At 70.9% G+C, this 25,657-nt stretch carries 26 protein-coding genes and 1 pseudogene; 10 read left to right on the top strand and 17 right to left on the bottom strand.

Going from position 1 to position 25,657, the window contains the following annotated elements; all coding sequences use genetic code 11:
- Positions 1-58: 58 nt before the first annotated feature.
- The 8 genes from OG953_RS24230 to OG953_RS24195 all read right to left on the bottom strand — a co-directional run bounded on the left by OG953_RS24230 (position 59) and on the right by OG953_RS24195 (position 7,203).
- Complete coding sequence (locus OG953_RS24230) at positions 59-523, bottom strand: BlaI/MecI/CopY family transcriptional regulator (RefSeq protein WP_405686817.1); 465 nt, start codon at positions 521-523, stop codon at positions 59-61.
- Positions 524-635: 112 nt separating this feature from the next.
- Entirely contained in the window at positions 636-815 is a 180-nt protein-coding gene (locus OG953_RS24225; RefSeq protein WP_405686815.1) for a hypothetical protein, read from the bottom strand.
- Positions 816-876: 61 nt separating this feature from the next.
- A complete protein-coding gene (locus OG953_RS24220; RefSeq protein ID WP_405692031.1) occupies positions 877-1,455 on the bottom strand; it encodes a hypothetical protein in 579 nt (192 codons plus the stop codon).
- 139 nt (positions 1,456-1,594) lie between these two features.
- Positions 1,595-2,392 carry a type III pantothenate kinase gene (locus OG953_RS24215; RefSeq protein ID WP_405686813.1) on the bottom strand — a complete coding sequence of 266 codons (798 nt, stop codon included), beginning with the start codon at positions 2,390-2,392 and terminating at the stop codon, positions 1,595-1,597.
- Positions 2,392-3,435 (bottom strand): carboxylating nicotinate-nucleotide diphosphorylase, encoded by a 1,044-nt coding sequence (gene nadC / locus OG953_RS24210; RefSeq protein WP_405686811.1) that lies wholly within the window; start codon positions 3,433-3,435, stop codon positions 2,392-2,394. The genes OG953_RS24215 and nadC overlap by 1 nt, the downstream gene beginning before the upstream one ends.
- Positions 3,436-3,437: 2 nt before the next feature.
- Entirely contained in the window at positions 3,438-5,180 is a 1,743-nt protein-coding gene (locus OG953_RS24205) for an L-aspartate oxidase (RefSeq protein ID WP_405686809.1), read from the bottom strand.
- Positions 5,177-6,256, bottom strand: a complete 1,080-nt coding sequence (gene panC / locus OG953_RS24200; RefSeq protein WP_405686808.1) for a pantoate--beta-alanine ligase — start codon at positions 6,254-6,256, stop codon at positions 5,177-5,179. Before panC ends, OG953_RS24205 begins: the two co-directional genes overlap by 4 nt.
- A complete protein-coding gene (locus tag OG953_RS24195) occupies positions 6,253-7,203 on the bottom strand; it encodes a Rossmann-like and DUF2520 domain-containing protein (RefSeq protein WP_405686806.1) in 951 nt (316 codons plus the stop codon). The genes panC and OG953_RS24195 overlap by 4 nt, the downstream gene beginning before the upstream one ends.
- 199 nt (positions 7,204-7,402) lie before the next feature.
- On the opposite strand from OG953_RS24195, the gene OG953_RS24190 reads away from it, so the two are divergent.
- Positions 7,403-8,617: a threonine aldolase family protein gene (locus OG953_RS24190; protein ID WP_405692029.1), complete on the top strand. Its 1,215-nt coding sequence runs from the start codon at positions 7,403-7,405 to the stop codon at positions 8,615-8,617.
- Positions 8,618-8,886: 269 nt separating this feature from the next.
- Here OG953_RS24190 and OG953_RS24185 read toward each other — a convergent pair whose 3' ends face one another.
- Positions 8,887-9,057, bottom strand: coding sequence for a hypothetical protein (locus tag OG953_RS24185; protein ID WP_405686804.1), 171 nt, complete (start codon positions 9,055-9,057; stop codon positions 8,887-8,889).
- 105 nt (positions 9,058-9,162) lie between these two features.
- Here OG953_RS24185 and OG953_RS24180 point away from each other — a divergent pair, with 105 nt between their 5' ends.
- Positions 9,163-10,275 (top strand): DUF5937 family protein, encoded by a 1,113-nt coding sequence (locus tag OG953_RS24180; RefSeq protein WP_405692028.1) that lies wholly within the window; start codon positions 9,163-9,165, stop codon positions 10,273-10,275.
- A gap of 18 nt (positions 10,276-10,293) precedes the next feature.
- Here the strand turns inward: OG953_RS24180 and OG953_RS24175 are convergent.
- From OG953_RS24175 to OG953_RS24165, 3 genes and pseudogenes are all read right to left on the bottom strand, one after another.
- Positions 10,294-10,734: pseudogene (locus tag OG953_RS24175) on the bottom strand (ATP-binding protein); the annotation flags it as partial.
- Entirely contained in the window at positions 10,733-11,407 is a 675-nt protein-coding gene (locus OG953_RS24170; RefSeq protein WP_405686802.1) for a response regulator, read from the bottom strand. The gene OG953_RS24170 and the pseudogene OG953_RS24175, both read right to left, overlap by 2 nt.
- Before the next feature lie 44 nt (positions 11,408-11,451).
- Positions 11,452-12,654 carry a sensor histidine kinase gene (locus OG953_RS24165; RefSeq protein ID WP_405686800.1) on the bottom strand — a complete coding sequence of 401 codons (1,203 nt, stop codon included), beginning with the start codon at positions 12,652-12,654 and terminating at the stop codon, positions 11,452-11,454.
- A gap of 96 nt (positions 12,655-12,750) precedes the next feature.
- On the opposite strand from OG953_RS24165, the gene OG953_RS24160 reads away from it, so the two are divergent.
- The gene (locus OG953_RS24160; protein ID WP_405686799.1) at positions 12,751-13,749 is read left to right on the top strand and encodes an SAM-dependent methyltransferase; all 999 of its coding nucleotides are present in this window, start codon (positions 12,751-12,753) and stop codon (positions 13,747-13,749) included.
- A gap of 137 nt (positions 13,750-13,886) precedes the next feature.
- Positions 13,887-15,029: an NADH-quinone oxidoreductase subunit D gene (locus OG953_RS24155; RefSeq protein ID WP_405686798.1), complete on the top strand. Its 1,143-nt coding sequence runs from the start codon at positions 13,887-13,889 to the stop codon at positions 15,027-15,029.
- Positions 15,030-15,066: 37 nt separating this feature from the next.
- On the opposite strand, the gene OG953_RS24150 is transcribed toward OG953_RS24155, so the two are convergent.
- The 4 genes from OG953_RS24150 to OG953_RS24135 all read right to left on the bottom strand — a co-directional run bounded on the left by OG953_RS24150 (position 15,067) and on the right by OG953_RS24135 (position 18,648).
- The gene (locus OG953_RS24150; RefSeq protein WP_405686796.1) at positions 15,067-16,077 is read right to left on the bottom strand and encodes a hypothetical protein; all 1,011 of its coding nucleotides are present in this window, start codon (positions 16,075-16,077) and stop codon (positions 15,067-15,069) included.
- 94 nt (positions 16,078-16,171) lie between these two features.
- Positions 16,172-17,149: an ABC transporter substrate-binding protein gene (locus tag OG953_RS24145; protein ID WP_405686795.1), complete on the bottom strand. Its 978-nt coding sequence runs from the start codon at positions 17,147-17,149 to the stop codon at positions 16,172-16,174.
- 99 nt (positions 17,150-17,248) lie between these two features.
- The gene (locus OG953_RS24140; RefSeq protein WP_405686794.1) at positions 17,249-17,923 is read right to left on the bottom strand and encodes an ABC transporter permease; all 675 of its coding nucleotides are present in this window, start codon (positions 17,921-17,923) and stop codon (positions 17,249-17,251) included.
- Between the two features lie 2 nt (positions 17,924-17,925).
- Positions 17,926-18,648, bottom strand: a complete 723-nt coding sequence (locus OG953_RS24135; protein WP_405686792.1) for an ABC transporter permease — start codon at positions 18,646-18,648, stop codon at positions 17,926-17,928.
- A 127-nt stretch (positions 18,649-18,775) separates the two neighbouring features.
- Here OG953_RS24135 and OG953_RS24130 point away from each other — a divergent pair, with 127 nt between their 5' ends.
- Positions 18,776-19,963, top strand: coding sequence for an ABC transporter ATP-binding protein (locus OG953_RS24130; protein WP_405686791.1), 1,188 nt, complete (start codon positions 18,776-18,778; stop codon positions 19,961-19,963).
- Between the two features lie 45 nt (positions 19,964-20,008).
- Here the strand turns inward: OG953_RS24130 and OG953_RS24125 are convergent, their stop codons facing one another.
- Positions 20,009-21,130 carry an alpha/beta hydrolase gene (locus OG953_RS24125; RefSeq protein WP_405686789.1) on the bottom strand — a complete coding sequence of 374 codons (1,122 nt, stop codon included), beginning with the start codon at positions 21,128-21,130 and terminating at the stop codon, positions 20,009-20,011.
- 138 nt (positions 21,131-21,268) lie between these two features.
- On the opposite strand from OG953_RS24125, the gene OG953_RS24120 reads away from it, so the two are divergent.
- The 5 genes from OG953_RS24120 (at position 21,269) to folK (ending at position 25,640) form a co-directional block, all read left to right on the top strand.
- The gene (locus OG953_RS24120) at positions 21,269-23,110 is read left to right on the top strand and encodes a phosphatidylglycerol lysyltransferase domain-containing protein (protein ID WP_405686788.1); all 1,842 of its coding nucleotides are present in this window, start codon (positions 21,269-21,271) and stop codon (positions 23,108-23,110) included.
- A gap of 94 nt (positions 23,111-23,204) precedes the next feature.
- On the top strand, positions 23,205-24,002 hold the full coding sequence (gene folP, locus OG953_RS24115; RefSeq protein ID WP_405692026.1) for a dihydropteroate synthase: 798 nt from the start codon (positions 23,205-23,207) through the stop codon (positions 24,000-24,002).
- Complete coding sequence (locus OG953_RS24110; RefSeq protein WP_405686787.1) at positions 23,999-24,481, top strand: nuclear transport factor 2 family protein; 483 nt, start codon at positions 23,999-24,001, stop codon at positions 24,479-24,481. Before folP ends, OG953_RS24110 begins: the two co-directional genes overlap by 4 nt.
- 191 nt (positions 24,482-24,672) lie before the next feature.
- On the top strand, positions 24,673-25,032 hold the full coding sequence (gene folB / locus OG953_RS24105) for a dihydroneopterin aldolase (RefSeq protein ID WP_189546133.1): 360 nt from the start codon (positions 24,673-24,675) through the stop codon (positions 25,030-25,032).
- Complete coding sequence (gene folK, locus OG953_RS24100) at positions 25,029-25,640, top strand: 2-amino-4-hydroxy-6-hydroxymethyldihydropteridine diphosphokinase (RefSeq protein WP_405686785.1); 612 nt, start codon at positions 25,029-25,031, stop codon at positions 25,638-25,640. Before folB ends, folK begins: the two co-directional genes overlap by 4 nt.
- The last annotated feature ends 17 nt before the right edge of the window (positions 25,641-25,657 follow it).

Here is a 25,657-nt window from a genome sequence, read left to right as displayed (position 1 = left end):
TAACCGACGGCTCGGTACGGAAATCGGTATGCGGAAGCTCTGAGGGCATACCCAGACGCTATCGCCCGGTCTCCGGGTCCGCGTCATCGGCCGGATCTTCGGCCGCTTCATGGGGCGCTTCATCCGCCGCTTCATCGGATGGCAGCTCGGAGGCCCCGTGCAGGTTGGGCAGAACGATCCGCATGGCGTCCTTGAGGGCCTCGCGCTGCTCGGCGGACATCATGCCGAAGAAGGCGACAAGAGCGGCGGCGGGGTTGTCGCTGTGCGACCAGGCCTCGTTCATCAGTGCGGCCGAGTAGGCGGCGCGGGTGGAGACCGCCGTATATCGATATGCGCGGCCGTCGACTTCCCTGCGCACCCAGCCCTTCTGATGGAGATTGTCCATTACCGTCATGACGGTGGTGTAGGCGATGGAGCGTTCCCGCTGAAGGTCCTCAAGGACTTCCCGCACGGTGACCGGACGGTTCCATTGCCAGACCCGCGTCATCACGGCGTCTTCCAGATCTCCCAATTGGCGGGGCACAATGTCACTTTAGTGCCAGATGCCGGGAATGCTCGGCTATTTACGCAGCAAAAGGGCACACGACTCTTGACAAGTCGTGCGCCCTTCGCATGCCGCGAGGTCCGGGGGGAAGTCAGACGCCGTCGCTACGCGGCGCCTGCTGGACCGACTCGGCGTGGCCGATCGCCATGTCCACGGCCGCGTCCTCCTTGGCCTTGTTGGGACCGCCCTGGCTCTTGACGATCGTCACGACGAGGCCGATGAAGAAGGCGGCCATCACCACGGGGGGCACGAGCGCGGATACGTAGTCCATGGCATCCAGAGTAGCGAGGCCGGTACCGACTTCCGCGCACCCCCTCCGCGTTACGACGGGGCTATCCCGCGGCCCGCTGCTGCGGTGGCGGAACCGGGCGGCGGGGCGGGAAGACCTCCGAGGGCTTCGGCGCCGGACGCTCGGACGGCGGGGCCGGCCGGGGCGGGGCCGCCGGGGTCTTCGGCCGTTCGGGTTCGGCGTCGGCGGCCCGGCCGCCGGGCAGGGCGAGGAGTCGGCTGCGGGGTGCGGGGGCCGCCGACGGTGCGGTACGTCCGGCGAGGCGGGCCCGTACCGACCGCTCCGCGAGCACCTGACAGCGCTCCAGAAGCGCGGCGGCCACCGGTCTGTGGCGCAGGGCGCGCAGCGCGGCCAGGTCATCGGGACGGGGGTCGTATCCGCCCGCCAGGGCGTCCTGGAGAAGCTCCAGATAGCCGCTGACGGAGCCGGGGAGGGCGTTGCGGTAGCGGACGAGGTCGGCGAGGAGGAACGTGCGCAGCCGTCCCGCCTCGCCGACCGCCTCGTCGACGGCGCCTGCCAGCCGCAGGCATTCCTGGACGTCCTCGTCGGGCAGGGGCGTGGGGTGAAGGGCGATGGCGAGGGCGCGTCGGAGCACACGCAGCTCGTCCGCGCTGAACGCCATACCGCCGCGTGATCCGTAAGGCGTGGGCATGACGCGACAATACGTGCTAAATGGACAAAATCGGCTTAACTGGTCGTTGACGGCGCGGCGGAGGCCCCCGTTCGACCGAACCGTTCCCGCAGGTACGCCCCGTATCCGCCTACATCCGGGACACGTTCCGCTCGTACACCAGGCGCAGACCGATGAGGGTGAGCCAGGGCTCGTGCTCGTCGATGACTGAGGACTCGCCCAACACCATCGGCGCAAGGCCGCCCGTCGCGATGACGGTGACGTCGTCGGGATCGGCCGCCAGCTCCTTCTTCATCCGTGCGACGACACCGTCGACCTGGCCCGCGAAGCCGTAGATGATGCCCGACTGCATCGCCTCGACCGTGTTCTTGCCGATCACGCTGCGCGGCCGGGCCAGCTCGATCTTGCGGAGCTGTGCGCCCTTGACGCCCAGTGCCTCGACCGAGATCTCGATGCCGGGGGCGATGACACCGCCGGTGTACTCGCCGCGGGCGGAGACCGCGTCGAAGGTGGTGGCCGTGCCGAAGTCGACGACGATCGCCGGACCGCCGTACAGGTCGACGGCGGCGACCGCGTTGATGATGCGGTCCGCGCCGACCTCCTTCGGGTTGTCCATCAGAATCGGCACCCCGGTCTTGATGCCCGGCTCGACGAGGACCGCGGGGACGTCGCCGTAGTAGCGGCGGGTCACCTCGCGCAGCTCGTGCAGGACGGCCGGGACCGTGGAACAGATCGCGATGCCCCCGATGCCGTCGCCCAGTTCCTCGCCGAGCAGCGGGTGCATGCCCATCAGGCCCTGGAGCAGCACCGCGAGCTCGTCCGCGGTGCGGCGGGCGTCGGTGGAGATCCGCCAGTGCTCGACGATCTCCTCACCGTCGAACAGGCCGAGGACGGTGTGGGTGTTGCCGACGTCGATGGTGAGCAGCATCAGACGCCGGCCCCGTCGGTGTCGCGGAAGTCCAGGCCGATGTCGAGGATCGGCGAGGAGTGGGTGAGCGCGCCGACCGCCAGGTAGTCGACGCCCGCTTCCGCGTAGGCGCGTGCGGTGTCGAGGGAGAGCCGGCCGGAGGACTCCAGGACCGCGCGGCCGCCCACCAGGGCAACCGCCTCGGCCGTCTGCAGCGGCGTGAAGTTGTCCAGCAGGATCAGGTCGGCGCCCGCGTCGAGGACCTCTCGGACCTGCTGCAGGGTGTCGACCTCGACCTCGATCGGTACGTCCGGGAACTCATCGCGCACACGCTTGAAGGCCTCGGCCACGCCGCCTGCCGCGACGACGTGGTTGTCCTTGACCAGCGCCGCGTCCGACAGCGACATGCGGTGGTTGACGCCGCCGCCGCAGCGCACCGCGTACTTCTCCATGGCGCGCAGGCCCGGGGTGGTCTTGCGGGTGTCGCGGACCTTGGCCTTCGTGCCTTCGAGCACATCGGCCCAGGCGCGGGTGGCGGTCGCGATGCCGGAGAGCCTGCACAGCAGGTTGAGTGCGCTGCGCTCGCCGGTGAGCAGGTCGCGGGTGCGAGTGGTGACGGTCAGCAGCTTCTGGCCGGGGGCGACACGGTCGCCGTCCTCGACGTGGCGCTCGACCGCGAACTCGTCCGTGCAGACGATGGACAGGACAGCCTCGGCGACGCGCAGACCGGCCACGACGCCCGCCTCACGGGCGGTGAAGTCGCCGGTGGCCACGGCGTCCTCGGAAACGGTCGCGACAGTGGTGACGTCGACACCGCCGTCGAGGTCCTCCTCGATGGCGACGTGCGCGACGTCCTCGACCTGGACCGGGTCCAGGCCCGCGTCGGCGAGGAGCTGGGCGAGGTCGGGGTCGAGGCCGCACTCCAGGGGGTCGAGCTCGTAGAACTCGTCCCCGCCGCAGCCGCAGCCGTCCCCGCAGCCGCCCGCGGACGGTGCGGGCGCGCCGATCTGGATCAGCGGTACGTCCACGGGTGTGGGGCGCGGATTCTCTTCGGGCGTGCTCACGGTTACGACTCCTCGGTGACGTCGGCGGGGTGAATCAGTGGTGCTGCTGCGCAGTCTGGTGCCTGCGCCGGGCGTACGGGCCCGAATGCCTCGGTCTCCGTCCGACGGAGGACCGGTTGACGCTCCGGGGTGAGCCGGACGACGAGGTGGCGGCGCCAGTTCTCGTCGTCGCGCTCGGGCCGGTCCTCGCGCCAGTGGCAGCCGCGGGTCTCCTCGCGTCGGCGGGCGGCGGCGACCAGGACTCGCGAGACGAGGAGCAGGTTGGTGGCCTCCCACGCCTCGACACCGGGCACCGCGACCTTGGGCTCGGCAGCCCCGGCGGCCTCGGCAGCGCTGTTGTGCAGGGCCTCCAGCTCCTCGGCGGCGACGGCCAGGCTCTCGGCGGAGCGTAGGACTCCGGCGCCCCGGGTCATGATCCGCTGGATCGTGGCGCGTGCCTCGGGGACGAGCAGCGGCGAGGGGGCGGGAAGGGTGCCGGTTGTCGCGGCGCCCGCGCTGGGCCGGTCCTCGACGATGTCCGCCGCGATGCGCTCGGCGAAGACGAGGCCCTCCAGGAGGGAGTTGGACGCCAGCCGGTTCGCGCCGTGCACGCCGGTGCAGGCGACCTCGCCGCAGGCGTACAGGCCGGGCACGGTCGTACGTCCCCGCAGGTCGGTGCGGATGCCGCCGGAGGCGTAGTGCGCGGCGGGGGCGACCGGGACGGGTTCGGTGATCGGGTCGATGCCGTGGGCGCGGCAGGCCGCCAGGATGGTGGGGAAGCGCTGTTCCCACATCCGGGCGCCGAAGTGGCGGGCGTCGAGATACATGTGCTCGGTGCCGTGCAGCTCCATCTGGCGCGTGATGGCCTTGGCGACGATGTCGCGCGGGGCCAGTTCCGCCAGTTCGTGCTGCCCGGCCATGAAGCGCGTACCGGACGCGTCGACGAGATGGGCGCCCTCGCCCCGTACCGCCTCCGACACCAGGGGCTGCTGGCCCTCGGAGTCGGCGCCGAGGAAGAGGACCGTCGGGTGGAACTGGACGAATTCGAGGTCGGAGACCTCCGCACCGGCCCGCAGCGCCAGGGCCACGCCATCGCCCGTGGAGACCGCCGGGTTGGTGGTGGCGGAGAAGACCTGGCCCATGCCGCCGGTGGCGAGGACCACCGCGGGGGCGCGGACCGCGCCGACACCGTCGTGCTGCCCCTCGCCCATGACGTGCAGGGTGACGCCCGCGGTACGGCCTTCGGCATCCGTGAGAAGGTCCAGGACGAGGGCGTTCTCGATAGTGCGCAGGGCGGCTTCGCGGACCGCTTCGACCAGGGCGCGGGAGATCTCGGCACCCGTCGCGTCACCGCCCGCGTGGGCGATACGGCGGCGGTGGTGGCCGCCCTCGCGGGTCAGCGCGATGTCGCCGCTGTCCGTGGTGTCGAAGTGGGCGCCGGTCTCGATCAGCCGACGTACGGCGTCGGGGCCCTCGGTGACCAGGGTCCGTACCGCGGCCTCGTCGCACAGGCCCGCGCCCGCGACCAGGGTGTCGTCCAGATGCTGCTCGGGGGTGTCGCCGTCGCCGAGGGCGGCCGCGATGCCACCCTGCGCCCAGCGGGTGGAGCCGTCGTCGAGGCGGGCCTTGGTGACCACGACGGTGGCGAGGCCCGCGGCTGCGCAGCGCAGCGCGGTGGTGAGACCGGCCACGCCGGAGCCGACCACCACGACGTCGGCGTCGATGGACCAGCCGGGGGCGGGGGCGGTCAGCCGTATTCCGGTCACGTGGTGGCTCCGAAGGTCAGCGGGATGTTGTCGATGAGGCGGGTCTTGCCGACCTTCGCGGCGATGGCGAGGATCGCGTCACCGGTGGTGCGGTCGTCGGGGATCTCGGTGAAGTCGGCCGGGTCCACGAGCGCGAGGTAGTCCAGGGCGAGCGGCGGCTGTTCGGCGGCCGCGTCGTCGAGGATCAACTGCGCCGCGGCGCGTACCGCCGCGGGTCCGTCCACGGGGCGGGCCAGCGCCACCGCCTGGGTGTCGGCGGCCGCGCGGGTCTCACCGAGCGCGGTGAGCGCGGCGGCCCTGCCGGTGGTCGCCGCGGTGGTCTGCGCGCGGGCGTGCAGCGCCTGCTGGGCGGCGAGCCTGTCCCGCGCGGCGAACAGGGCCCGGGACAGGGCGAGGGCGGTGTGCCGTTCCTCGACGTCCAGGAAGCGGTTGCGGCTGGAGAGCGCGAGGCCGTCCGCTTCGCGGACCGTCTCCACGCCGACGATCTCCACGGGGAAGTTCAGATCGCGCACCATGCGGCGGATCAGCGCCAGCTGCTGGGCGTCCTTCTGCCCGTAGAACGCGACGTCGGGGCGGGTGAGGTGCAGGAGCTTGGCGACGACGGTGAGCATCCCGTCGAAGTGCCCGGGGCGACAGGCCCCTTCGAACCGCTCGCCCATGGGGCCCGCCGAGATCCGGACCTGCGGTTCGCCGCCGGGGTAGACCTCGTCGACGGACGGCGCGAAGACCGCGTCCGCCCCGGCGGCGCCGGCCACGGCGAGATCGGCGTCGAGGGTACGGGGGTAGCGCTCCAGGTCGGCGGCCTCGCCGAACTGGAGCGGGTTGACGAAGACGGTGACGACGACCTGGCCGTCCGGGCCCGCGGCCGCACGTGCGGTACGGATCAGGGTGGCGTGGCCCTCGTGCAGGGCGCCCATGGTCATGACCACGGCCCGCTGCCCCTTGAGGGGGGCGACCGCGGCAAGTTCGGCGGCCGTACGGAGAAGGGTGGCCGCGGGGGCGGTGCCGCGCGTGCGGGGCGGGGCGGCGGTGTGGGGCGTACCGGACGTGCCGGGCCTGCCGGTCCTGTTTGTCATCGGGACTCCTGTGATCCGGTGCCGCCCGTGGTGCCGGCGCCGTCGGCCAGGACTCCGAGCAGGTCCTCGGCCAGCTCCGGCTTGAGCATGCCGTGGGCGAGTGCGCGGTCGGCGGTGGCGCGGGCCATCGCGACATAGCCGGCCACGGCCTGCGGAGCGTGCCTGCGCAGCTCGCCGATGTGCGCGGCGACCGTGCCCGCGTCGCCGCGGGCCACGGGGCCGGTCAGCGCGGCATCGCCGGAGCGCAGGGCATTGTCGAGCGCGGCGCCCAGGAGGGGGCCGAGCATCCGGTCGGGGGCGGCGACCCCGGCGGTACGCAACAGCTCCATCGACTGGGCGACCAGGGTGACCAGGTGGTTCGCGCCGAGGGCGAGCGCCGCGTGGTAGAGCGGGCGGGACTCCTCCGCGATCCATTCGGGCTCGCCGCCCATCTCGATGACCAGCGCCTCGGCCGCGAGCCGCAGCTCCTCGGGGGCGGTCACGCCGAAGGAGCAGCCGGCCAGCCGCTGGACGTCGACCGAGGTGCCGGTGAACGTCATCGCCGGGTGCAGGGCGAGCGGCAGGGCGCCGGCCCGCAGAGCCGGGTCCAGCACCTTCGTCCCGTAACGCCCCGACGTGTGGACGATCAGCTGTCCCGGCCGCACGGCGCCGGTCTCGGCGAGGCCCTCGACCAGGCCGGGCAGGGCGTCGTCGGGAACGGTCAGCAGCACCAGCTCGGCGCGCGCGAGGACTTCGGCGGGCGGCACCAGCGGTACGTCGGGGAGCAGGGCGGCCGCCCTGCGCACGGACGCGTCGGAGACGCCCGACACGGCTACCGGTCGGTGCCCGGCGAGCTGCAGGGACGCGGCGAGAGCGGGGCCGACGCGGCCCGCGCCCACGACGCCGACCGTGAGGCGGGCGGGGCGGTCCCTGGCTTCGAGGGGGTCATTGGGGGCTGTTGCATTCACGCGGCAGTGGCCTTCCGTTCCAGTCCGCGGGGGGTACCGGACGATTTCTCTGCATGCTACGCCAGCGTTTCGTCCTGGCTCCTGGCTGTCCACAGCCTGTGGGAAAAGTCCGGGCGGGGGCGCGGCCCGAGGCCCGGGTGAACCCGGAAATCGTTCGGGCCCGAGCTGCGCTCTGCGTGATGATCGTCCCATGACAGACATGGCAGACACCGACGAGCAGGCACGACGGCGGCAGGCGCAGGACGGGCCGCGGAGCGACGCGAACGAGCCGGAGCAACCGCAGGAGTATGCGCAGCGGCTGCGCAGGATAAATGCCTGGCGCGCGGCCGAGCGGGTCCTGATCAGGCCGCCCATGGACCTCTCGCTCGGTGAACGCCTGGCCTCGCTGGCGGCGGGGGCCGGATCGGTCACCGATCTCGACCGCCCTGCGGACATCTACGGCGATGGCGTCGTCGCCGAGCTGGAGGGACGGATCGCGGACCTGCTGGGCATGGAGGCCGCCGCGTTCTTCCCGACGGGGACGATGGCGCAGCAGGTCGCGCTGCGCTGCTGGGCCGGGCGGACCGGCAACTCCACGGTGGCGCTGCACCCTCTGGCCCACCCCGAGGTGCATGAGCGCGGGGCGCTGGGGGCGGTGAGCGGGCTGCGTACCGTCCACCCGACGTCCGAACCCCGGCTGCCCACGGCGCAGGAGATCCGTGACTTCGCCGAGCCGTTCGGCACGATGATGCTGGAGCTGCCGTTGCGCGATGCCGGTTTCGTCCTGCCGACGTGGGAGGAGCTGGAGGCCGTGGTGGCGGCCGCACGGGAACGCGATGCAGTGGTGCACGTCGACGGCGCGCGGCTGTGGGAGTGCGCCCCCCATTTCGGGCGGGAGCTGCCGGAGATCGCGGCGCTCGCGGACAGTGTGTACGTGTCGTTCTACAAGACCCTCGGCGGAATCTCCGGGGCCGCGCTGGCCGGTCCCGAGTCGCTGATCGAGGAGGCCCGCACCTGGCGCCACCGGTACGGCGGGCAGCTCTTCCAGCAGTTCCCTGCGGCGCTCGCCGCCCTGATCGGCCTGGAGCAGGAGCTGCCGCAGCTGCCGTCGTACGTGGCACAGGCGAAGGTGGTGGCCGGGGCGCTGGCCGAGGGCTTCTCGGCGGCCGGCGTCGGGTGGTTCCGGGTGCATCCGGAGCCGCCGCACACGCACCAGTTCCAGGTGTGGCTGCCTTACGAGGCGGATGTCCTGACGGAGGCCTCGGTACGGCAGACGGAGGAGACGGGCGTGGCGCTCTTCCGCGTCTGGCACCCCTCGGCTTCCGGGCCGCCCGGGGTGTCGTTCACCGAGGTCACGGTGGGGCGGGAAGGGCTGGAGTGGACGGCGGGGGATGTACGGGCAGCAGTGGGGGAGTTCGTGAAGCGGCTGGCTTAGACCGACCGGCAAATGGGGGGTGGGAGAAGGAGCGGGGCTGGGTGCGTGCAGCTGCAAGGCGGAGGAGGGAGGCAACGCGAAGGGGGTCCCCCCATGCCTTTAGGGCTATGGGGGAGTTGTCGACTGACGACAACGCCGCAGATGTGCGTGCCCAGCCCCGCGACGCCGCCCCCCCCCCATTTGCCGGTCGGTCTAAGCGGGGGTTGGCCGGGCCGGCCGGGGGTGCCGGACACGTTTGCCCCCGGGGCCCCGCCCGGACGGTTCCGTCCTCAGCCGACGGGCGGGCTGGAATTGCCGGGCCGGGCGGACCATTTGCGGCGGTAGCGGTCACGGATGGCCCGCAGCACGGACCAGTCGTGCCGACCCGGCAGTGGCGGCGGCAGTTCCCCATGCTGAGCTGCGCGATGACTGTCGATCATGTGCTGCTGAATGGCGTCCATGGCCATAGCGTGGGCCGGTCCCGGCGCGTCCGGCCCGTCGATTGACGACCCCCGTCAAACGGCGCGTGGCCTGCTGCGCACACCCCGCACCATGGAGGGGTGAGCGTGCACATCGACATCGCGGGGCTGGCGCCCGAGCGCATCGTTTTCGAGACCTCCCCCCTCGCCGAGCTGGGGCTGGCCCTGCACGCCCTCTCCGAACCGGGGCACCACCCGGGCCTGCACGGCTGGGCGACGGCGACCGCGAGCGCGCTGGAGCCCGATCTCGCCGACCGGCTGCACGAGGCCGACTTCCTGTGGCGCCACACGTTCTCGGACGTCTTCATGCCGTTCGCCGGAGTCCGTGGCGGCAACGGCAGGACGGGGGCGAACCTCGCCGAGGACCTGGACATCCTCGACCGGTTGGACGACGAGCGGTTCGTCTCCGCCGCCCTGGAATTCACCTGCCACAGCCTGTACGGGACGGGCGCGCCCTCGCCGCTCAGCGACGCGACGATGCGCGCCCGCGCCCTGGACATGGCAGCGGCGCGCGGCCCCCGGCAGGTGGAGTTCACCAAGCAGCTGCTGGCCGACCCCGCTTCCGTACGCCGCTGGGTCCGGCGCCTGTTCGAGGACTGCGACCAGGCGTTCTTCGCCGACACCTGGCGGCGGGTGCAGGTCCAGCTGGTCGCCGACGCCCGGCACAAGACGGATCTGCTGCGGCGCAAGGGGCTCGGCGAGGCGGTGGGCGCGGTGTCCCCGGCCCTGTCGCTCGACGAGGCCGAGACCCGGATCAGCGCCGACAAGCTGACCGAGGGCCGGACCGACGCTGCCGACCCCGCCGTCGGCCCCGGGCTCACCCTCATCCCGTCCACCTTCGGTTGGCCGCACCTGAATCTGCTGCACGCGCCGGGCTGGCGTCCGGTGATCCACTACCCGGTGCACCACCCCGAGCTGCCCTCCCCCGCCTCCGTGGAGCTGCTCCAACTGCGCATGGAGGCGCTGGCCCACCCGATGCGGATGCGCCTGTGCCGCCACCTCGCCCGTTCCGCGCACACGACCGGTGAACTCGCCGACACGCACGGCATCACGGCGCCCGAGGTCTCCCGGCATCTCACGGTGCTGAAGAAGGCCGGCCTGGTCACCACGCGGCGGCGCGGCCGGTACGTGCTGCACCAGCTGGACCTGACCGTGGTGGCACGGCTCGGCAGCGACTTCCTGGAGGGCATCCTGCGCTGAGCCGTGGCCGGTTCGCGCGAAGCGGATGTGCTTGATCCCCGTCCAGGTACGCCGCACCCGGTGCCGCAGCGCACTTTCCCTGTCCGGCAGCGCGGTCAGCCCGGCCGATCCCGCGATCCGGTCGGCGACCTGCGGGATCATCAGCCGGTCGGTATGGAGGCGCTCGGCGAACTCCGGCTCCGCGGGCCGCTCAAAGCAGTGATCCAGCTTCCGTACGGCGAAGAAACTCTCCCGCTTGAGCCCACGCCCGAGCCCGCGTTCGCTCAGCCGGCGCAGCACCGTGGCCCGCCCGCCGAGCAGCGCGAAGTGGTGCACCGTGTGCCCGTCGTCGCGCAGCCCGATGATCTCGGCGAAGTAGCGGGGGTCGACGAGCGCCATCGGAACGATCACCGGCCCCGGATGACCCCGCAACGCCAGTTCCAGTACCTCGCGAACGCCGTCGCGCCAGGCCGTCGGATCAGCCCACCCCGCCGCCGGCCCGGACCAGCCCCGTCTCGTACGCGAGGACGACGACCTGCACCCGGTCGCGCAGGCTCAGCTTGGTGAGGATGCGGCCCACGTGCGTCTTCACGGTCGCCTCGGAGAGCACCAGGCGGGCCGCGATCTCGCCGTTCGACAGGCCCTGCGCGACCAGCAGCATCACTTCGCGTTCGCGTTCGGTGAGCCTGCCGATGCCCTTGTGCTGCGGTTCGCTGTTGCCGCTCGGCAGCATCGGTGAGAAGCGGTCGAGCAGCCGGCGGGTGGTGGACGGGGCGACGACGGCGTCGCCGCTGTGCACGGAGCGGATGGCGGCGAGCAGTTCGGCGGGCGGCACATCCTTGAGCATGAAGCCGCTGGCCCCGGCCTTCAGCCCGGAGAAGGCGTACTCGTCGAGGTCGAACGTGGTCAGGATGAGCACCTTGGGCGCATCCGGCTGCGCACAGATGCGGCGGGTGGCCTCGACGCCGTCCAGCCTCGGCATCCGGACATCCATCAGCACCACATCGACGGCGGTGGAGCGCAGGATCTCGATCGCCTCCGCGCCGTCGCCGGCCTCGGCCACGACCTCCATGTCCGGCTGGGCGGCGAGCACCATCCGGAAGCCGGTGCGCAGCAGCACCTGGTCGTCGACGAGCATCACGCGGATGGCCATGAGGTGTCCTGTCTCCTGTCTGTCCTGCAAAAAAATCCGAAGACCTAGTGGGCCGGCTTGAGCGGCAGCAGTGCGCTGATCCGGAACCCGCCGCCGGGCCGCGGCCCGGCGTCCAGCGTGCCGCCGACCATGCCGACCCTCTCGCGCATACCGATCATTCCGTGGCCCGCGCCGTCGGCGCCGCCGTCCTCGTACAGCTCGTGCGCCGCGCCACGCCCGTCGTCCTCGACCAGCAGCCCGAGCCCGTCGTCGAAGTAGACCAGCCGCACACTGGCCCCGACGTCCGGACCACCGTGCTTGCGGGTGTTGGTCAGGGCCTCCTGCACGATGCGGTACGCGGTCAGCTCGACCCCGCTGGGCAGCGGGCGCGGCGTACCCTCGATCTTGAAGTCGACGGCCAGTCCGGTCTGCCTGACCTGCTCGATCAGGTCCTCGATCTGCTCGACATCGGGCTGCGGGACGTACTCCCCGCTCTCCTGGCTGTCGCCGGTCCGCAGCACCCCGAGCAGCCGCCGCATCTCGGCGAGAGCCTGCCTGCCTGTGCTGGAGATGGTCTCCAGGGCCTCCCGTGCCTGGTCGGGGGCCGCGTCCATGACGTACGCGGCACCGTCGGCCTGCACCACCATCACCGAGACATTGTGCGCGACGACGTCGTGGAGTTCGCGGGCGATACGGGCCCGCTCGGCGGCCACCGCGACCTTCGACTGCGCCTCGCGCTCCCGCTCCAGCCGGGCTGCGCGCTCCTCCAGCTGGCTGAAGTAGGCGCGCCGGGTCCGCATCGAGTCGCCGAGCACCCAGGCGAGCACGAACGGAACGGTCATCACGATGACGACGAAGACCTGCTGGGGCCAGCTGGTCTGCGGTACGTCCTGCGGCCAGCGCAGCTGGGAGACACCGGCCGCGCTCAGACTGCAGACCAGTGCGAGCCGGGACGCCCAGCGCTCCCCCACGGTGGCCACGGTGAAGACGATCACCAGCATCGCGAAGTTCGCGATGCCCGGCTTGACTCCGAACACCAACTGCGCGACGCCCATCGCGACGGCGAGCAGCAGCATCCTCTCCGGCGCGAGCCGGCGCAACGCGACGACGGTGCAGAGGCCGATGATGATCGGCACTGCGGGAAGCCGCTCACTGCCGCGGCTCGGGTCCGCCACCATGGACAAGCCGGAGAGCCCGAGGAGGAAGACAGCCCAGAAGCTGTCGACGCCCGTCGGGTGTCTGCGGATGAAGTCGTAGAGGCGCTGCACGTAGCCCAGCGTAGGGACAGGCGGGAGGTGCTTGGGTCAGCCGAAGGGCCGATCCAGTTGCTGGGACCGTACTCCCCAAGGTGGAGACTTGGAAACGTGACGGATGAGTGGCGTGGGTGGCAGGAGGCGGCAGAGACCGCTTTGTACGGAGACGGGGGGTTCTACCGGAGCCCTGAAGGACCGGCGGGCCACTTCCGTACCTCCGTCCACGCATCCCCGCTGTTCGCCTCCGCCGTCGCCCGGCTGCTGGTCAGGACGGCGCGGGAGCTGGGCACGGACTCGATCGACCTGGTGGACATGGGGGCGGGGCGGGGCGAACTGCTGACGGGGGTGCTGGCGGCGCTGCCGACCGTGGGTGCCGACGGTCTCGCCGTACGGGCATACGCCGTGGAGATCACCGCCCGGCCGGCCGGTCTGGACCCCAGGATCGAGTGGTGCGCCGAAGCGCCGCCGGGGACACGCGGTCTGCTGTTCGCCAACGAGTGGCTGGACAACGTCCCGACCGACGTCGCCGAGACCGACGCGGACGGTGTCGACCGGTATGTCCTTGTCCGGACGGCGGACGGTACGGAACGGCTGGGCGAGCCGGTGACCGGGGCGGACGCCGAGTGGCTGCGCCGCTGGTGGCCGTCGGCCGGACCGGGCAGCCGTGCGGAGATCGGCCGGCCGCGCGACGAGGCCTGGGCACGGGCGGTGTCCACGCTGTCCGGGGGGCTCGCGGTGGCGGTGGACTACGCCCACGTAAGGGAGGCACGGCCCCCCTTCGGCACGCTGACCGGCTTCCGGTCCGGCCGCGAGGTGCGGCCGGTGCCGGACGGCAGCTGCGACCTCACCTCACACGTGGCGCTGGACGCGTGCGCGGCGGCGGTGGACGCCGGGGCCGGCGCACCGCCCGAGGTGCTGACGCAACGCGAGGCGCTGCACCACCTCGGCATCAACGGCGAGCGCCCACCACTGACCCTCGCGTCGACCGACCCGGCCGGATACGTACGGGCCCTCGCCTCGGCGGGCGAGGCAGCGGAACTGACGGCCCGGGGCGGCCTGGGCGACTTCGGCTGGCTGCTGCACCGAAGAATCAGCCCCACCGGCGCTTGAGGCGCGGAGCGATATCCAGCCCCTCCGGCGCTTGACGAGCGGGGTCCGTGGCAGCGCCCCGGTCAGAACCGGCCCCGGCGGTGCTTGAGCCGCGGGGCCCGGGGCGGAGCCCCAGACGCTCAGGGAATACTGGCCGTATGACGGAGACGACAGTCGGCATCGGCGGCGCAGCGGAGAGCACCGACATGGTGCTCAACATCGGCCCCCAGCACCCCTCCACCCACGGCGTGCTCCGTCTGCGCATCGTCCTCGACGGCGAACGCATCCAGCACGCCGAACCGGTCATCGGTTACATGCACCGCGGCGCGGAGAAGCTGTTCGAGGCCCGCGACTACCGGCAGATCGTAATGCTCGCCAACCGCCACGACTGGCTGTCGGCGTTCTCCAACGAGCTGGGCGTCGTGATGGCCGTCGAGCGCATGCTCGGCATGGAGGTCCCGGAGCGCGCGGTCTGGACGCGCACCCTCCTCGCCGAGCTGAACCGGGTCCTGAACCATCTGATGTTCCTCGGTTCGTACCCGCTCGAACTCGGCGGGATCACCCCGGTGTTCTACGCCTTCCGCGAGCGCGAGGAGCTCCAGGCCGTGATGGAAGAGGTCTCCGGCGGCCGGATGCACTACATGTTCAACCGGGTCGGCGGCCTCAAGGAGGACCTCCCGGCGGGCTGGCTCGGCCGCGCCCGGGACGCCGTCGCCTCGATCCGGTCCCGGATGGACGTGTACGACGACCTGGTGCTCGGCAACGAGATCTTCCGGGGCCGTACCCGCGGTGTCGGCGTGCTGTCCGCCGACATCGTGCACGCGTACGGGGTGTCCGGGCCGATCGCCCGCGCCTCGGGGGTCGACTTCGATCTGCGCCGCGACGAGCCGTATCTCGCGTACGGGGAGCTCCAGGACACACTCAAGGTCGTCACCCGCACCGAGGGCGACTGCCTGGCCCGCTTCGAGTGCCTGCTGGAGCAGACGCACAACGCCCTGGATCTGGCGGACGCCTGCCTGGACCGGATGGCCGGCCTCGCGCCCGGCCCGATCAACCAGCGACTGCCAAAGGTGCTGAAGGCCCCCGAGGGCCACACCTACGCCTGGACCGAGAACCCGCTCGGCATCAACGGCTACTACCTGGTGTCCAAGGGCGAGAAGACCCCGTACCGGCTGAAGCTCCGATCCGCCTCGTACAACAACATCCAGGCGCTCACCGAGCTCCTGCCGGGCACGCTGGTCGCCGACATGGTGGCGATCCTGGGCTCGCTCTTCTTCGTCGTCGGCGACATCGACAAGTAGGCCGACACCCAGGACGACCCGCGCAGCGCCTGCGCGCCTACGAGATCGCGCCGCGCAGCTCCGCCAGGTCCAGCTGCTCGGTCTCGTCGTGCGCGGTCAGGTCGACGACCTTGCCGACGGCCCGGTTCTCGGCCGTGCCCGTGCGGTGCGCGGCCAGTGCCTCCTCGCCCACCACGTCCGCGAGGTCCTCGTTCTGCACCGACTCGATCGCGGCGCGCGCCTTCTGCGTACCGAAGAAGTCGAAGCTGCCCTGCGGCACCAGATGACGGCGGGACGCCGCGTACGGAGCGACGGCGCTGGCGGCCGGCACGGTGCGCGCCGCGGGCAGCTCGGGAGACGGCCGGGTCGCGGGAAGGGCGGTCGGCGGGCGGAGGTGCTGCGCCCCGGACACGTCCGCGGCCGCCGCGTGCTTCCCCTGCCGCTCCTCCGCCTCCCGTGCCCGCTCCGCGAGATCCCGCTTCCTGGCCTGCCCGGCGGTACGGCGCGCCTCCTGAAGCGCTCCGTTGCGCGAGAGGTCCTCCAGCGCCTGGGCGGCACGCAGATAGGCGGCCGGTGTCGGTGTGCTGCGTGCGGCGGGCAGCTCCCGGGGCGCGGCGGCTTCGAGCGCGAGTTGCCTACGGCCCTCCAGCGCGCTGGCCCGCTCGGTCTCGGCGTTGGCATACCGCCGCAGCAGCGCGGCGTGCTCCCCGCGCAGACCGGCGAGCTCCGCCCGCTTGCGGCGCAGCTTCGTCTCCAGCCGTACGCGCAGCTCCCGCGACTCCTCCAGGTCGGCCTCGAGCTCGGCCACGCGCTCCTCGGCCCGCCATTCGTCGTCGGCACGGGCACGCGTCAACTCCGCGACACGACGGCCCGCTTCCCGGTCCCAGCTGCGCATCAGATACGCACCGGTCACGGCAGCGGCCGCCGCGGCGGCCACCAGACCGCGCAGGACCAGGGGCTCGGCGAGCAGCCAGGCGCCCGCGGCACAGAGGATCGAGACTCCGACGACGGCCGAAGACGGAAGGATTCTGTGCAGAGGTGGCGAATGGCGATGACGTCCACGTGGCATGGCCTGAAATTTACAGTGCGTACGGGGCGCTTGGGGGGCCGCCCGCCAATCTGTTCCCGGCCGGTTACCTGACGGCCCCCGATCCCGCCATTCCCTACTTCTTGATGAGGCCCTTGGACTGCAGATAGTCCTTGGCCACATCGGCGGGCTTTGCGCGCTCGGCGTCGACCTTGCGGTTCAGTTCCGCCAGATCCTCGGTCGTGAGGGCCTTGGTGAGCTTGCCGAGTGCGTCGGCAATGTCCCTCGAACCCGCGTCCTTGGCATTGACGACCGGCAGAATGTTGTCCGCGTTCTGGAGCTTCTTGTCGTCCTCCAGGAACACCAGGCCGTAGCCGTCCAGCACCGCGTCCGTGGTGGTGGTGAGGACCAGTTGGTCCTTGCCGTCCTTCACGGCCTGCTTGGACTGCGGCGTACCGACTCCCTTGGGGTCGATACCGGTGACATCGATGCCGTACGTCTTCTTCAGACCCGGTGCGCAGAACGGCCGCACCTCGCACTCGTCGCCCGCCGCGATCTTAACTCCGGCCTTCGACCTGCCGAGATCCGAAAGGGTCTTGAGCTTGTTCTCGGCGGCGAATTCCTTGGTCACCGCGAAGGCGTTCTGGTCGACGGCCTCGCCGACCGGGAGCACCTTCAGCCCGCGCGGGGTGGCGAGCTTCTCCAGTGCCGCGACCGTGGCGGCCGCGTCACCGGAGGCGACCGGCTTCTTCTCGGCCTCCTTCGCCCCGTTCACCTTGGCATTGAGGAATTCGGCGATCGTCGCGGCATATTCGGGGACGACATCGATCTCGCCCTTCTCCAGGGACGGTTCGTACAGTTCCCGGTTGGCCACCGTGGTGACCGAGGTGCTGTATCCGGCGTCGCCCAGTATCTGTGCGTACAGCTCCGCGAGCACCTTGGACTCGGTGAAGGAGGCCGCGCCGACGACGAGCGAACCCTTCTTGCCGGAGCCGCCTGAGGATGCCGAGCCCCCCTTGTCCTTCTCCAGGCTGTCGCCACCACAGGCGGCGAGCGAGCCGGCCAGCGCGACCATGCCGATGACCGCGCCCGCCATTCGAGAGGTCTTGCTCATGAGTTGTTCTCCGTCCACAGCAACAGGGTCTGTTCGAGATGGGATACGGGGATCGAGGGGTGCGATGAAGTGGGCCCGACGGGCGGTCGTACCGCGCCGTCATGCCGTCCTGCGGCGGCGCAGCGGTGACAGCATCCGGTCCAGGCCCACCAGCACCGCCTCCACCAGCAGGGCGAGCACGGCGACCAGCAGCGCCCCCGCGACCACCTGCGGCGTGTTGTACGTGTTGAACCCGGCGGTGATGATCCGGCCCAGTCCGCCCTGGCCGGCCATCGCGGCGATCGTCGCCGTGGCGACCACCTGGACCGCGGCCGAGCGCAGCCCGGTCATGATCATCGGGTAGGCCAGCGGGAGTTCGACCCGTGCGAAGAGCTGGCCCCCGGACATTCCCATGCCCCGCGCCGCCTCGGTCACCGACCGGTCGACCTCCGTCATCCCGACATAGGCGTTGGTGAGCAGAGGCGGCACGGCGAACAGCACCAACGCAATGATCGTCGGCACATATCCGGCGTTGCGCAGCGGCGAGACCATGAAGAGGGCCAGCACCGCGAAGACCGGGATCGCCCGCCCCACATTGGAGATGTTGACGGCCAGCGCGCCCCCCTTCCCGATGTGTCCGAGGCAGAGCGCGATCGGCAGGGCTATGGCGCAGGCCAGGGCGAGCGCGACACCGCTGACGTACAGATGCTCACCGAGCCGGTGGGCCGCCCCGTTCTCCCCCGACCAGTTGGCGCCGGTGGTGAGCCAGGTCCAGGCCTCGCCGAGAACTCCCATGGTCAGACCGCCTCCGCCGTGGCGCCCGCGACCGCACCCGCGCCTGCGTGAGCGGTGCGTATTCGGGTCCAGGGGGTCAACAGTCGCTGGAGGCCCAGCAGCAGCAGATCGGCGACGACCGCGAGCAGTACGCACAGGACCGAGGCGGTGAGCACCTGGGCCTTGAAGAAGCTGGGCAGAGCGTCCCCTATGAGGTTGCCGAGACCGCCTCTGCCGATGATCGATCCGACCGTAGTCAGCGCGATCGTCGAGACCGTCGCGATCCGCACCCCTGCCATCAACGCGGGCATGGCAAGGGGGAGTTCGACCTCCCACAGCAGCCGGACCGGCCCGTATCCCATTCCCTTGGCGGCTTCCTTCGCCTCCCGCGGGACCGCTTCGAGGCCCTCCAGGATGTTCCGTACGAGAATGGTCAGCGAATACAGCACCAGGCCCGTGACGACCAGCGCCGCGGAAAGCCCGAACAGCGGCAGCAGCAGCGAGAACATGGCGAGCGAAGGCACGGTGTAGAGCACCGTCGTCAGCCCGAGGACCGGTCCGGCGAAGCGGCGGCTGCGGCGGGCGAGCAGCGCCAGCGGAAAGGCCACCAGGAGTCCGATCAGCACCGAGACCGCGGTGATCCAGATGTGCTGGACCGTCGCATCGGTCAACTCCTGGCTGCGGGAACGGAGATACTCCCCACAGATCCAGTCGTTCGTCACCATGCAGTTCTGTGCGGCAGCCATCCGTCCCCCTCCGATTACCGCCTCGTACCGATGTTCTGGTGACCCTATCCTCGACCACTGACAATCGCCGAGGCCGTTGTATCCCAGCAACATGTCCTTCACAGAACACGCGCGACAATGGGGAACCATGATCCGTTTCGAGCATGTCACCAAGCGGTACGCGGACGGCACCACCGCCGTCGACGACCTTTCCTTCGAGGTCGCCGAGGGTGAACTGGTCACGCTCGTCGGACCGTCGGGCTGCGGCAAGACGACCACCATGAAGATGGTGAACCGGTTGATCGAACCGACCGAGGGCCGGATATTCCTCGACGGGGACGACATATCCGCCATCGACCCCGTCCGACTGCGCCGCCGTATCGGCTATGTGATCCAGCAGGTGGGGCTCTTCCCGCATCGTACGGTCCTGGAAAACACCGCGACCGTTCCTCATCTACTCGGCTGGAAAAGGGGAAAGGGCCGTGAGCGCGCGGCGGAACTCCTCGACCTTGTCGGACTTGATCCTTCCGTTTATGGCGACCGCTATCCGGAACAGCTCTCCGGCGGTCAGCGTCAACGCGTGGGCGTGGCGAGGGCACTGGCCGCGGATCCGCCGGTGCTCCTGATGGACGAACCTTTCGGCGCGGTCGACCCGGTCGTACGGGAACGGCTGCAGAACGAATTCCTGAAACTCCAGGCGCAGGTCCGCAAAACCGTGCTGTTCGTCACGCACGACATCGAGGAAGCGGTCCGGCTCGGTGACCGTATCGCCGTCTACGGACAGGGCTCCATCGAGCAGTTCGACTCCCCGGCGACCGTGCTCGGCGCCCCCGCCACCTCCTATGTCGCGGACTTCGTCGGCGCCGACCGCGGCCTCAAGCGGCTCTCCGTGACCCCCATCGAGGAGGGCGACCTCGACCAGCCGCCGGTCGTCCACCTCGACGACTCCCTGGCGAGGGCGACCGAGCGGCTGCGGGCCGAGGGAGCACGCTGGGCCGTCGTGCTGGACGGCGAGGACAATCTGCACGGCTGGATCCCGGCCGACGGCTTCGCCACCGGGACCAAGGACACAGTGCGCGCCCACGCCCGCAGGATGGAGGCGTGGCTGCCCGTCGGCGCCCCGCTCAAGCAGGCGTTCGCCACCATGCTCCAGCACGACGCGGGCTGGATCGCCGTCATCGACAAGGAGAGCAACGGCCGCTTCCTCGGCGTACTCACCCCGGCCCGGCTCCATGAGGCGCTGCGCCGCTCGATCGACGCGGACGCCCAGGACGTCCCGCGCGCCGAGGTGGCCGTCGAGACGGTGGAGAGCGTCACCAAGACCGCCGCACGGTGAGCCGGTGAACGGAAGCCGGGAAGCGGGCCCTGAACCGGGCCCGTCTCAGTTCTCGCTCAGCCGGCTGCTCATCCAGTCCAGCGCCGAAGGAATCTCCCGCCGCCAGGTGTTGAAGTTGTGTCCGCCGCTGTCGAGCACGATCGACGACACCTGGGCGGGCGGCTTCACCTTGGCGATGAACTGCCGCGTGGTGCGGTAGTTCCCCTCGCCGTGCTTGGAGGTCGTGACGAGGAAGGACGAGTCGGGCTGCGGCAGATTGTCCAGGCTCCACATCAGATCGGAGCGGTCGCGCGCCCCCTGGTCGCCGTGGAAGAGATCGCCGGTCGTCGGGTCCTCGGCCGCCTTGTAGTACGCGGAGAGCCCGGCGCTCGCGGCGAACCGGTCCGGATGGTGGAGCCCGATCTTCAGCGCACAGTAGCCGCCGGTCGAATTGCCCATGATGCCCCAGTTACGGGCCAACTTGCCGACCCGGTACGTATCCGAGACCGCCCGCGGCAGATCCTCGGCAAAGAACGTCTCGGTCTTCGGTCCGCCCTTTATGTCCACACACTCGGTGTCCCGCGGCGGCGCCACCGTCGGCCGCAGCATCACCAGGATCATCGGCTGCGACCGGCCGGCCTTCACCCGCTCGTGCGCCGTCCGCGGGTACTGAAGGCCCTTCAGGAGGTTCTCCGAGACACCCGGGTAGCCGGTGAGGACGACGACCGCGGGGAACTTCCGGCGGGCGAAAGCCGCCTGGAAGTACTCCGGCGGGAGGTACACATACGCCGAACTCTCGATCTTCGACTTCCGCCCCGCTATCACGACCTTGTCGATCCGGCCGCCCAGCGTGGGCCGCGAGCCGCCCGGCACGTCCGGCCGCTGTATCCCGACCCGCACGATGTTTTTGGATGCCAGTGTTCCGGCCGCGTGGTCCGTGACCACGCCCAGATCCTGCTTCTGGCCGAACAGATCGGCCCAGGAGCCGTAGAAGAGGAACGAGTTGTTGGCCACCAGACCGACGGAGACGAAGACCGTCACCTGCGTCGCCAGCAGCAGGCCGACCCTGCCGAACACCGCGGACACGCTTCGCCGGGCCAACCGCGGCCAGAGCCAGACCGTGGCGGCGAAGAACACCACGGCCAGCACGATGGCCGTGGCCAGAAGCGTCTTGCTGGTAAGACCCATGGGGGTGAGCTTTCTTGTCGGGAATTTTCCGGCCGGCGGGTGAACCCTCGCCCCGGAAGCCTCGTCCTACAGATCGCACATCGTCCGGAAGGCCTCGGCCGAAGGACTCAAAAATCTCTCGCGGAACTACGGGAAGCGATGTCTGTCACGCTAGATGGGGATAAATCGGGATCGGTTCCGAGTCCTGTACGCAAGTTCGTACGCGGCCCGCGTCCCGAATCGGTACCGACGCTGGTCGGTACCGCCTGCACCGTCGTCGGCCTGATCGATGTCGCCGCAGGAGTCTTCCCGCGCTTCCGGCACAGCCGGATGCACACTCTCGCCGAGGTGCTCCCCGGCGCCCTCGGGCCGTTCGCGGCCGCCCTCTCCCTGAGTGCGGGCGTCCTGCTGCTGCTTCTCGCCCACGGGCTCAAGCGGCACAAGCGGCGGGCCTGGCGGGCGGCCGTCGTGCTGCTGCCCGCCGGTGCGCTGGCGCAGTTCGTCTACCGGCACTCGGTCATCGGCACGCTCGTCTCGCTGGCGCTCTGCCTGCTGCTGGTTCGCCATCGCGGTGAATTCGCCGCGCTCCCCGACCCCAGGAGCCGCTGGCGGGCCCTGGCCAACTTCGTGCTCCTCGGTGCGGGTTCGCTGGGTCTGGGCCTGATCATCGTCAGCGTCCACCCCGGCCGGGTCGTGGGGAGCCCCAGCATCGCCGACCGGCTCCAGCACGTGCTGTACGGGCTGTTCGGCTTCGAGGGCCCAGTCGAGTACGCCGAAGTCACCTCCTGGACCGTGGCGTTCTCGCTCGGCGCCCTCGGTCTGCTGACCGCTGTCACCACCATCTACCTCGCCTTCCGCCCCGAGCACCCGGCCGCCCGCCTCACCGAGGACGACGAGGCCCGGCTGCGCGCCCTGCTGGAGAAGCACGGCGACCGCGACTCGCTCGGCCACTTCGCGCTCCGCCGCGACAAGGGCGTCGTCTTCTCCCCCAGTGGCAAGGCCGCCGTCTGCTACCGCGTCGTGTCCGGGGTGATGCTGGCGAGCGGCGACCCGATAGGCGACGTGGAAGCCTGGCCCGGCGCCATCGAGCGCTTCATGGACGAGGCCAAGGCCCACTCCTGGACCCCCGCCGTGATGGGCTGCAGCGAGACCGGCGGCGAGGTCTGGACCCGCGAGACCGGACTCGACGCACTGGAACTCGGCGACGAGGCGGTGGTGGATGTCGCGGATTTCTCGCTCGCCGGGCGCGCGATGCGCAACGTACGCCAGATGGTGAAGCGCATTGAACGTCTTGGCTACGAGACCCGGGTCCGGCGCATCCGCGACATCGGCGAGGCCGAGCTGGCCCGCATCCGGCGGGCCGCCGACGACTGGCGCGGCACCGACAACGAGCGCGGCTTCTCCATGGCGCTCGGCCGGATAGGCGACCCGGCCGACGGGGACTGCATCATCGCCACCGCCCACAAGACCGACGAGCACACCGCCGACTCCCCGTACGGCGACCTGAAGGCCGTACTCCACTTCGTCCCGTGGGGCAGGGACGGCATGTCCCTCGATCTGATGCGCCGCGACCGCTCCGCCGACCCGGGCATGAACGAGTTGCTGATCGTCGCCGCCCTGCAGGCCGCCTCCCGGCTCTCCGTCGAGCGCGTCTCGCTGAACTTCGCGATGTTCCGCTCGGCACTCGCCCGCGGCGAGAAGCTGGGCGCGGGACCGGTGCTGCGGACCTGGCGCGGATTGCTGATCTTTCTGTCGCGCTGGTTCCAGATCGAGTCGCTGTACAAGTTCAACGCCAAGTTCCGGCCCCGCTGGGAGCCCCGCTTCGTCGTCTACCGCGCCGCCCGTGACCTGCCGCGCATCTCCCTCGCGGCCATGCAGGCCGAGGGCTTCGTGAACCTCGCGCTGCCCCGCCCCCTCGCCCGCCGATTCCCGGGACGTCGGCCGCGCCCCTGCGCCCACACCCGGGCGCCGGGCCAGGAGCACCACGCCCGCGCGGCGTAACAGCACGCCGTACGGGGCCTACGCTGGTCGCATGAGTACCTTGCGTGGACGAGGCACGGTCCAAGGCCTGCCGGAGTGGGACCGCTGTGCGGTCATGGGTGTCGTCAATGTGACCCCGGACTCCTTCTCCGACGGCGGCCACTGGTTCGACACCACGGCCGCGATCAAGCACGGCCTCGACCTGGTCGCCGAGGGCGCCGACCTGATCGATGTCGGCGGCGAGTCGACCCGCCCCGGCGCCAGCCGCGTGGACGCGTCGGAGGAGTTGCGGCGCGTGGTCCCGGTGGTCAAGGGCCTGGCGTCCGAAGGGGTCACGGTCTCCGTGGACACCATGCGGGCCCGTGTCGCCGAGGAGTCGGTCGCGGCCGGAGCCGCCCTGGTCAACGATGTGAGCGGCGGCCTCGCCGACCCGGACATGATCAGGGTCGTCGCCGCGGCCGGCACGCCGTTCGTCGTGATGCACTGGCGCGGCTTCAGCGAGTCCATGAACAGCCGGGCGGTGTACGAGGACGTCGTCGCCGAGGTCGTCGCGGAGCTGCGGGAGCGGATGGACGCCGTGATCGCGGGCGGCGTCGCCCCGGAACGGATCGTGATCGACCCCGGTCTCGGCTTCGCCAAGGACGCCGGCCACGATCTCTCCCTGGTCGCCCACCTCGACGAGCTGCGAGCCCTGGGCCGCCCGCTGCTGGTCGCCGCCTCCCGCAAGCGCTTCCTCGGCCATGTGCTGGCCGGCGAGGGTGCCGCGCCGCCGCCCGCCCGCGAACGCGACGCCGCCACTGCGGCGATCTCCGCGCTCTCCGCCCGCGCCGGTGCCTGGGCCGTCCGTGTCCACGAGGTACGGGCCACGGCCGACGCGGTACGGGTCGCCCGCGCCGTCGAGGGAGCCGCGTGAGCAGGCCCCGCGACGAGCACGCGGAGGCGGCCGCCGACATCGCGGCCGTCGAGCAGGCCAACACCGCCTTCTACGAGGCGATGGAGCGCGGCGACTTCGACGAGCTCTCCGGGCTCTGGCTGCCGGGCGAGGACCTCACCATCTCCTGCGTCCACCCCGGCTGGCCGGTGCTCACCGGCCGCGGCGAGGTGTTGCGCAGTTACGCCCTGATCATGGCGAACACCGAGTACATCCAGTTCTTCCTGACCGATGTCGGGGTCTCGATGACCGGCGACACGGCCCTGGTGACCTGCACGGAGAACATCCTCAGCGGCGGCCCCGCGGAGGACGGCAACGCGCTCGGACCGCTGGTCGGCCAACTCGTCGTGGCCACCAATGTGTTCCGGCGCACGCCGGACGGCTGGAAACTCTGGTCCCACCACGGCTCGCCCGTCCTCACCGAATCCGATGAGGACGAGGACGAGGACACATCCTCCTGACCGAGGCATCCACCCGACAGGGGTTGGAATCCGGAACCGCGGGTAGAAGCGGCTACCAGCCCCGCAAGGTCCTGTCCACAGCCCCCGCGGGCGGGCACTGTCGGTGCTCGCAGGTAGATTCGAAAGAGAGCACCCAGCCGTCAGCACGCGGCCCCGTGTCTCTACGCCCAACGACAGCAGGAGTGATTCGCGTGGATCGTGTCGCGCTGCGCGGCCTCAAGGCCCGTGGACACCATGGCGTCTTCCCCCGAGAACGGGAAGAGGGCCAGACGTTCATCGTCGACCTGGTGCTCGGCCTCGACACCCGCCCCGCGGCAGCCGCCGACGACCTGACGAAGACCGTGCACTACGGCATCGTCGCGGAGGAAGTCGTCGACGTGGTGCAGGGGGAACCGGTCGATCTGATCGAAACGCTCGCGGAGCGCATCGCCCAGAAGTGCCTCAAGCACGAAGGAGTCGAGGAGGTGGAGGTGGTGGTGCACAAGCCGGATGCGCCGATCACCGTCCCCTTCGACGATGTGACCATCACCATCACCCGGAGCCGAGTATGACTGCATTTTCTACCGAGGGGCAGAGCGACCCGACCGTACAGCCGGTTCCCGCCTCCGTGGTCGAGCAGGTGGACGCCGCGGACATCACCCTCTCCAACCCCAAACGCGCTGTGATCTCCCTGGGCTCCAATCTGGGCAACCGCCTGGAGACCCTCCAGAGCGCCATAGACGCCCTGGAGGACACCCCCGGCCTACGGGTCAAAGCGGTCTCCCCGGTGTACGAGACGGAGCCCTGGGGCGTCGCTCCCGGCTCCCAGCCCTCGTACTTCAACGCGGTGATCGTCGTGAAGACGACGCTCCCCCCGTCCTCCCTCCTGGAACGCGGCCAGGCCATCGAAGAGGCCTTCGACCGGGTCCGTGAGGAACGCTGGGGCCCGCGCACCATCGACGTCGACATCGTGGCGTACGCGGACGTCGTCTCCGACGACCCGGTGCTCACCCTCCCCCACCCCCGTGCCCATGAGCGCGCCTTCGTGCTCGCCCCTTGGCACGACGTCGACCCCGAGGCTCAGCTGCCCGGCGCCGGCCCCGTCGCGCAGCTGCTGGCCGGTGTCGGCCGGGAGGGCGTACTGCCCCGGGCCGATCTGGAACTCCGTCTGCCCGAGTAGTCGTTAGGCTCGACGGA

Origin of the sequence: Streptomyces sp. NBC_00057, assembly GCF_045041165.1 — a bacterium.
In the GTDB taxonomy this organism is placed as follows: Bacteria; Actinomycetota; Actinomycetes; order Streptomycetales; family Streptomycetaceae; genus Streptomyces.
This window is presented reverse-complemented; position numbering and strand designations above follow the sequence as displayed.

Coding starts and splice junctions, on each gene's coding strand:
- OG953_RS24120 (WP_405686788.1), top strand. CDS start 21,269: ATGTCTGTCACGCTAGATGGGGATAAATCGGGATCGGTTCCGAGTCCT.
- OG953_RS24170 (WP_405686802.1), bottom strand. CDS start 11,407: ATGGCCATCCGCGTGATGCTCGTCGACGACCAGGTGCTGCTGCGCACC.
- OG953_RS24130 (WP_405686791.1), top strand. CDS start 18,776: ATGATCCGTTTCGAGCATGTCACCAAGCGGTACGCGGACGGCACCACC.
- OG953_RS24215 (WP_405686813.1), bottom strand. CDS start 2,392: ATGCTGCTCACCATCGACGTCGGCAACACCCACACCGTCCTCGGCCTG.
- OG953_RS24185 (WP_405686804.1), bottom strand. CDS start 9,057: ATGGACGCCATTCAGCAGCACATGATCGACAGTCATCGCGCAGCTCAG.
- OG953_RS24125 (WP_405686789.1), bottom strand. CDS start 21,130: ATGGGTCTTACCAGCAAGACGCTTCTGGCCACGGCCATCGTGCTGGCC.
- OG953_RS24190 (WP_405692029.1), top strand. CDS start 7,403: ATGGCAGACACCGACGAGCAGGCACGACGGCGGCAGGCGCAGGACGGG.
- folP (WP_405692026.1), top strand. CDS start 23,205: ATGGGTGTCGTCAATGTGACCCCGGACTCCTTCTCCGACGGCGGCCAC.
- panC (WP_405686808.1), bottom strand. CDS start 6,256: ATGACAAACAGGACCGGCAGGCCCGGCACGTCCGGTACGCCCCACACC.
- OG953_RS24155 (WP_405686798.1), top strand. CDS start 13,887: ATGACGGAGACGACAGTCGGCATCGGCGGCGCAGCGGAGAGCACCGAC.
- OG953_RS24145 (WP_405686795.1), bottom strand. CDS start 17,149: ATGAGCAAGACCTCTCGAATGGCGGGCGCGGTCATCGGCATGGTCGCG.
- OG953_RS24150 (WP_405686796.1), bottom strand. CDS start 16,077: ATGCCACGTGGACGTCATCGCCATTCGCCACCTCTGCACAGAATCCTT.
- OG953_RS24140 (WP_405686794.1), bottom strand. CDS start 17,923: ATGGGAGTTCTCGGCGAGGCCTGGACCTGGCTCACCACCGGCGCCAAC.
- OG953_RS24225 (WP_405686815.1), bottom strand. CDS start 815: ATGGACTACGTATCCGCGCTCGTGCCCCCCGTGGTGATGGCCGCCTTC.
- OG953_RS24135 (WP_405686792.1), bottom strand. CDS start 18,648: ATGGCTGCCGCACAGAACTGCATGGTGACGAACGACTGGATCTGTGGG.
- folK (WP_405686785.1), top strand. CDS start 25,029: ATGACTGCATTTTCTACCGAGGGGCAGAGCGACCCGACCGTACAGCCG.
- OG953_RS24220 (WP_405692031.1), bottom strand. CDS start 1,455: ATGGCGTTCAGCGCGGACGAGCTGCGTGTGCTCCGACGCGCCCTCGCC.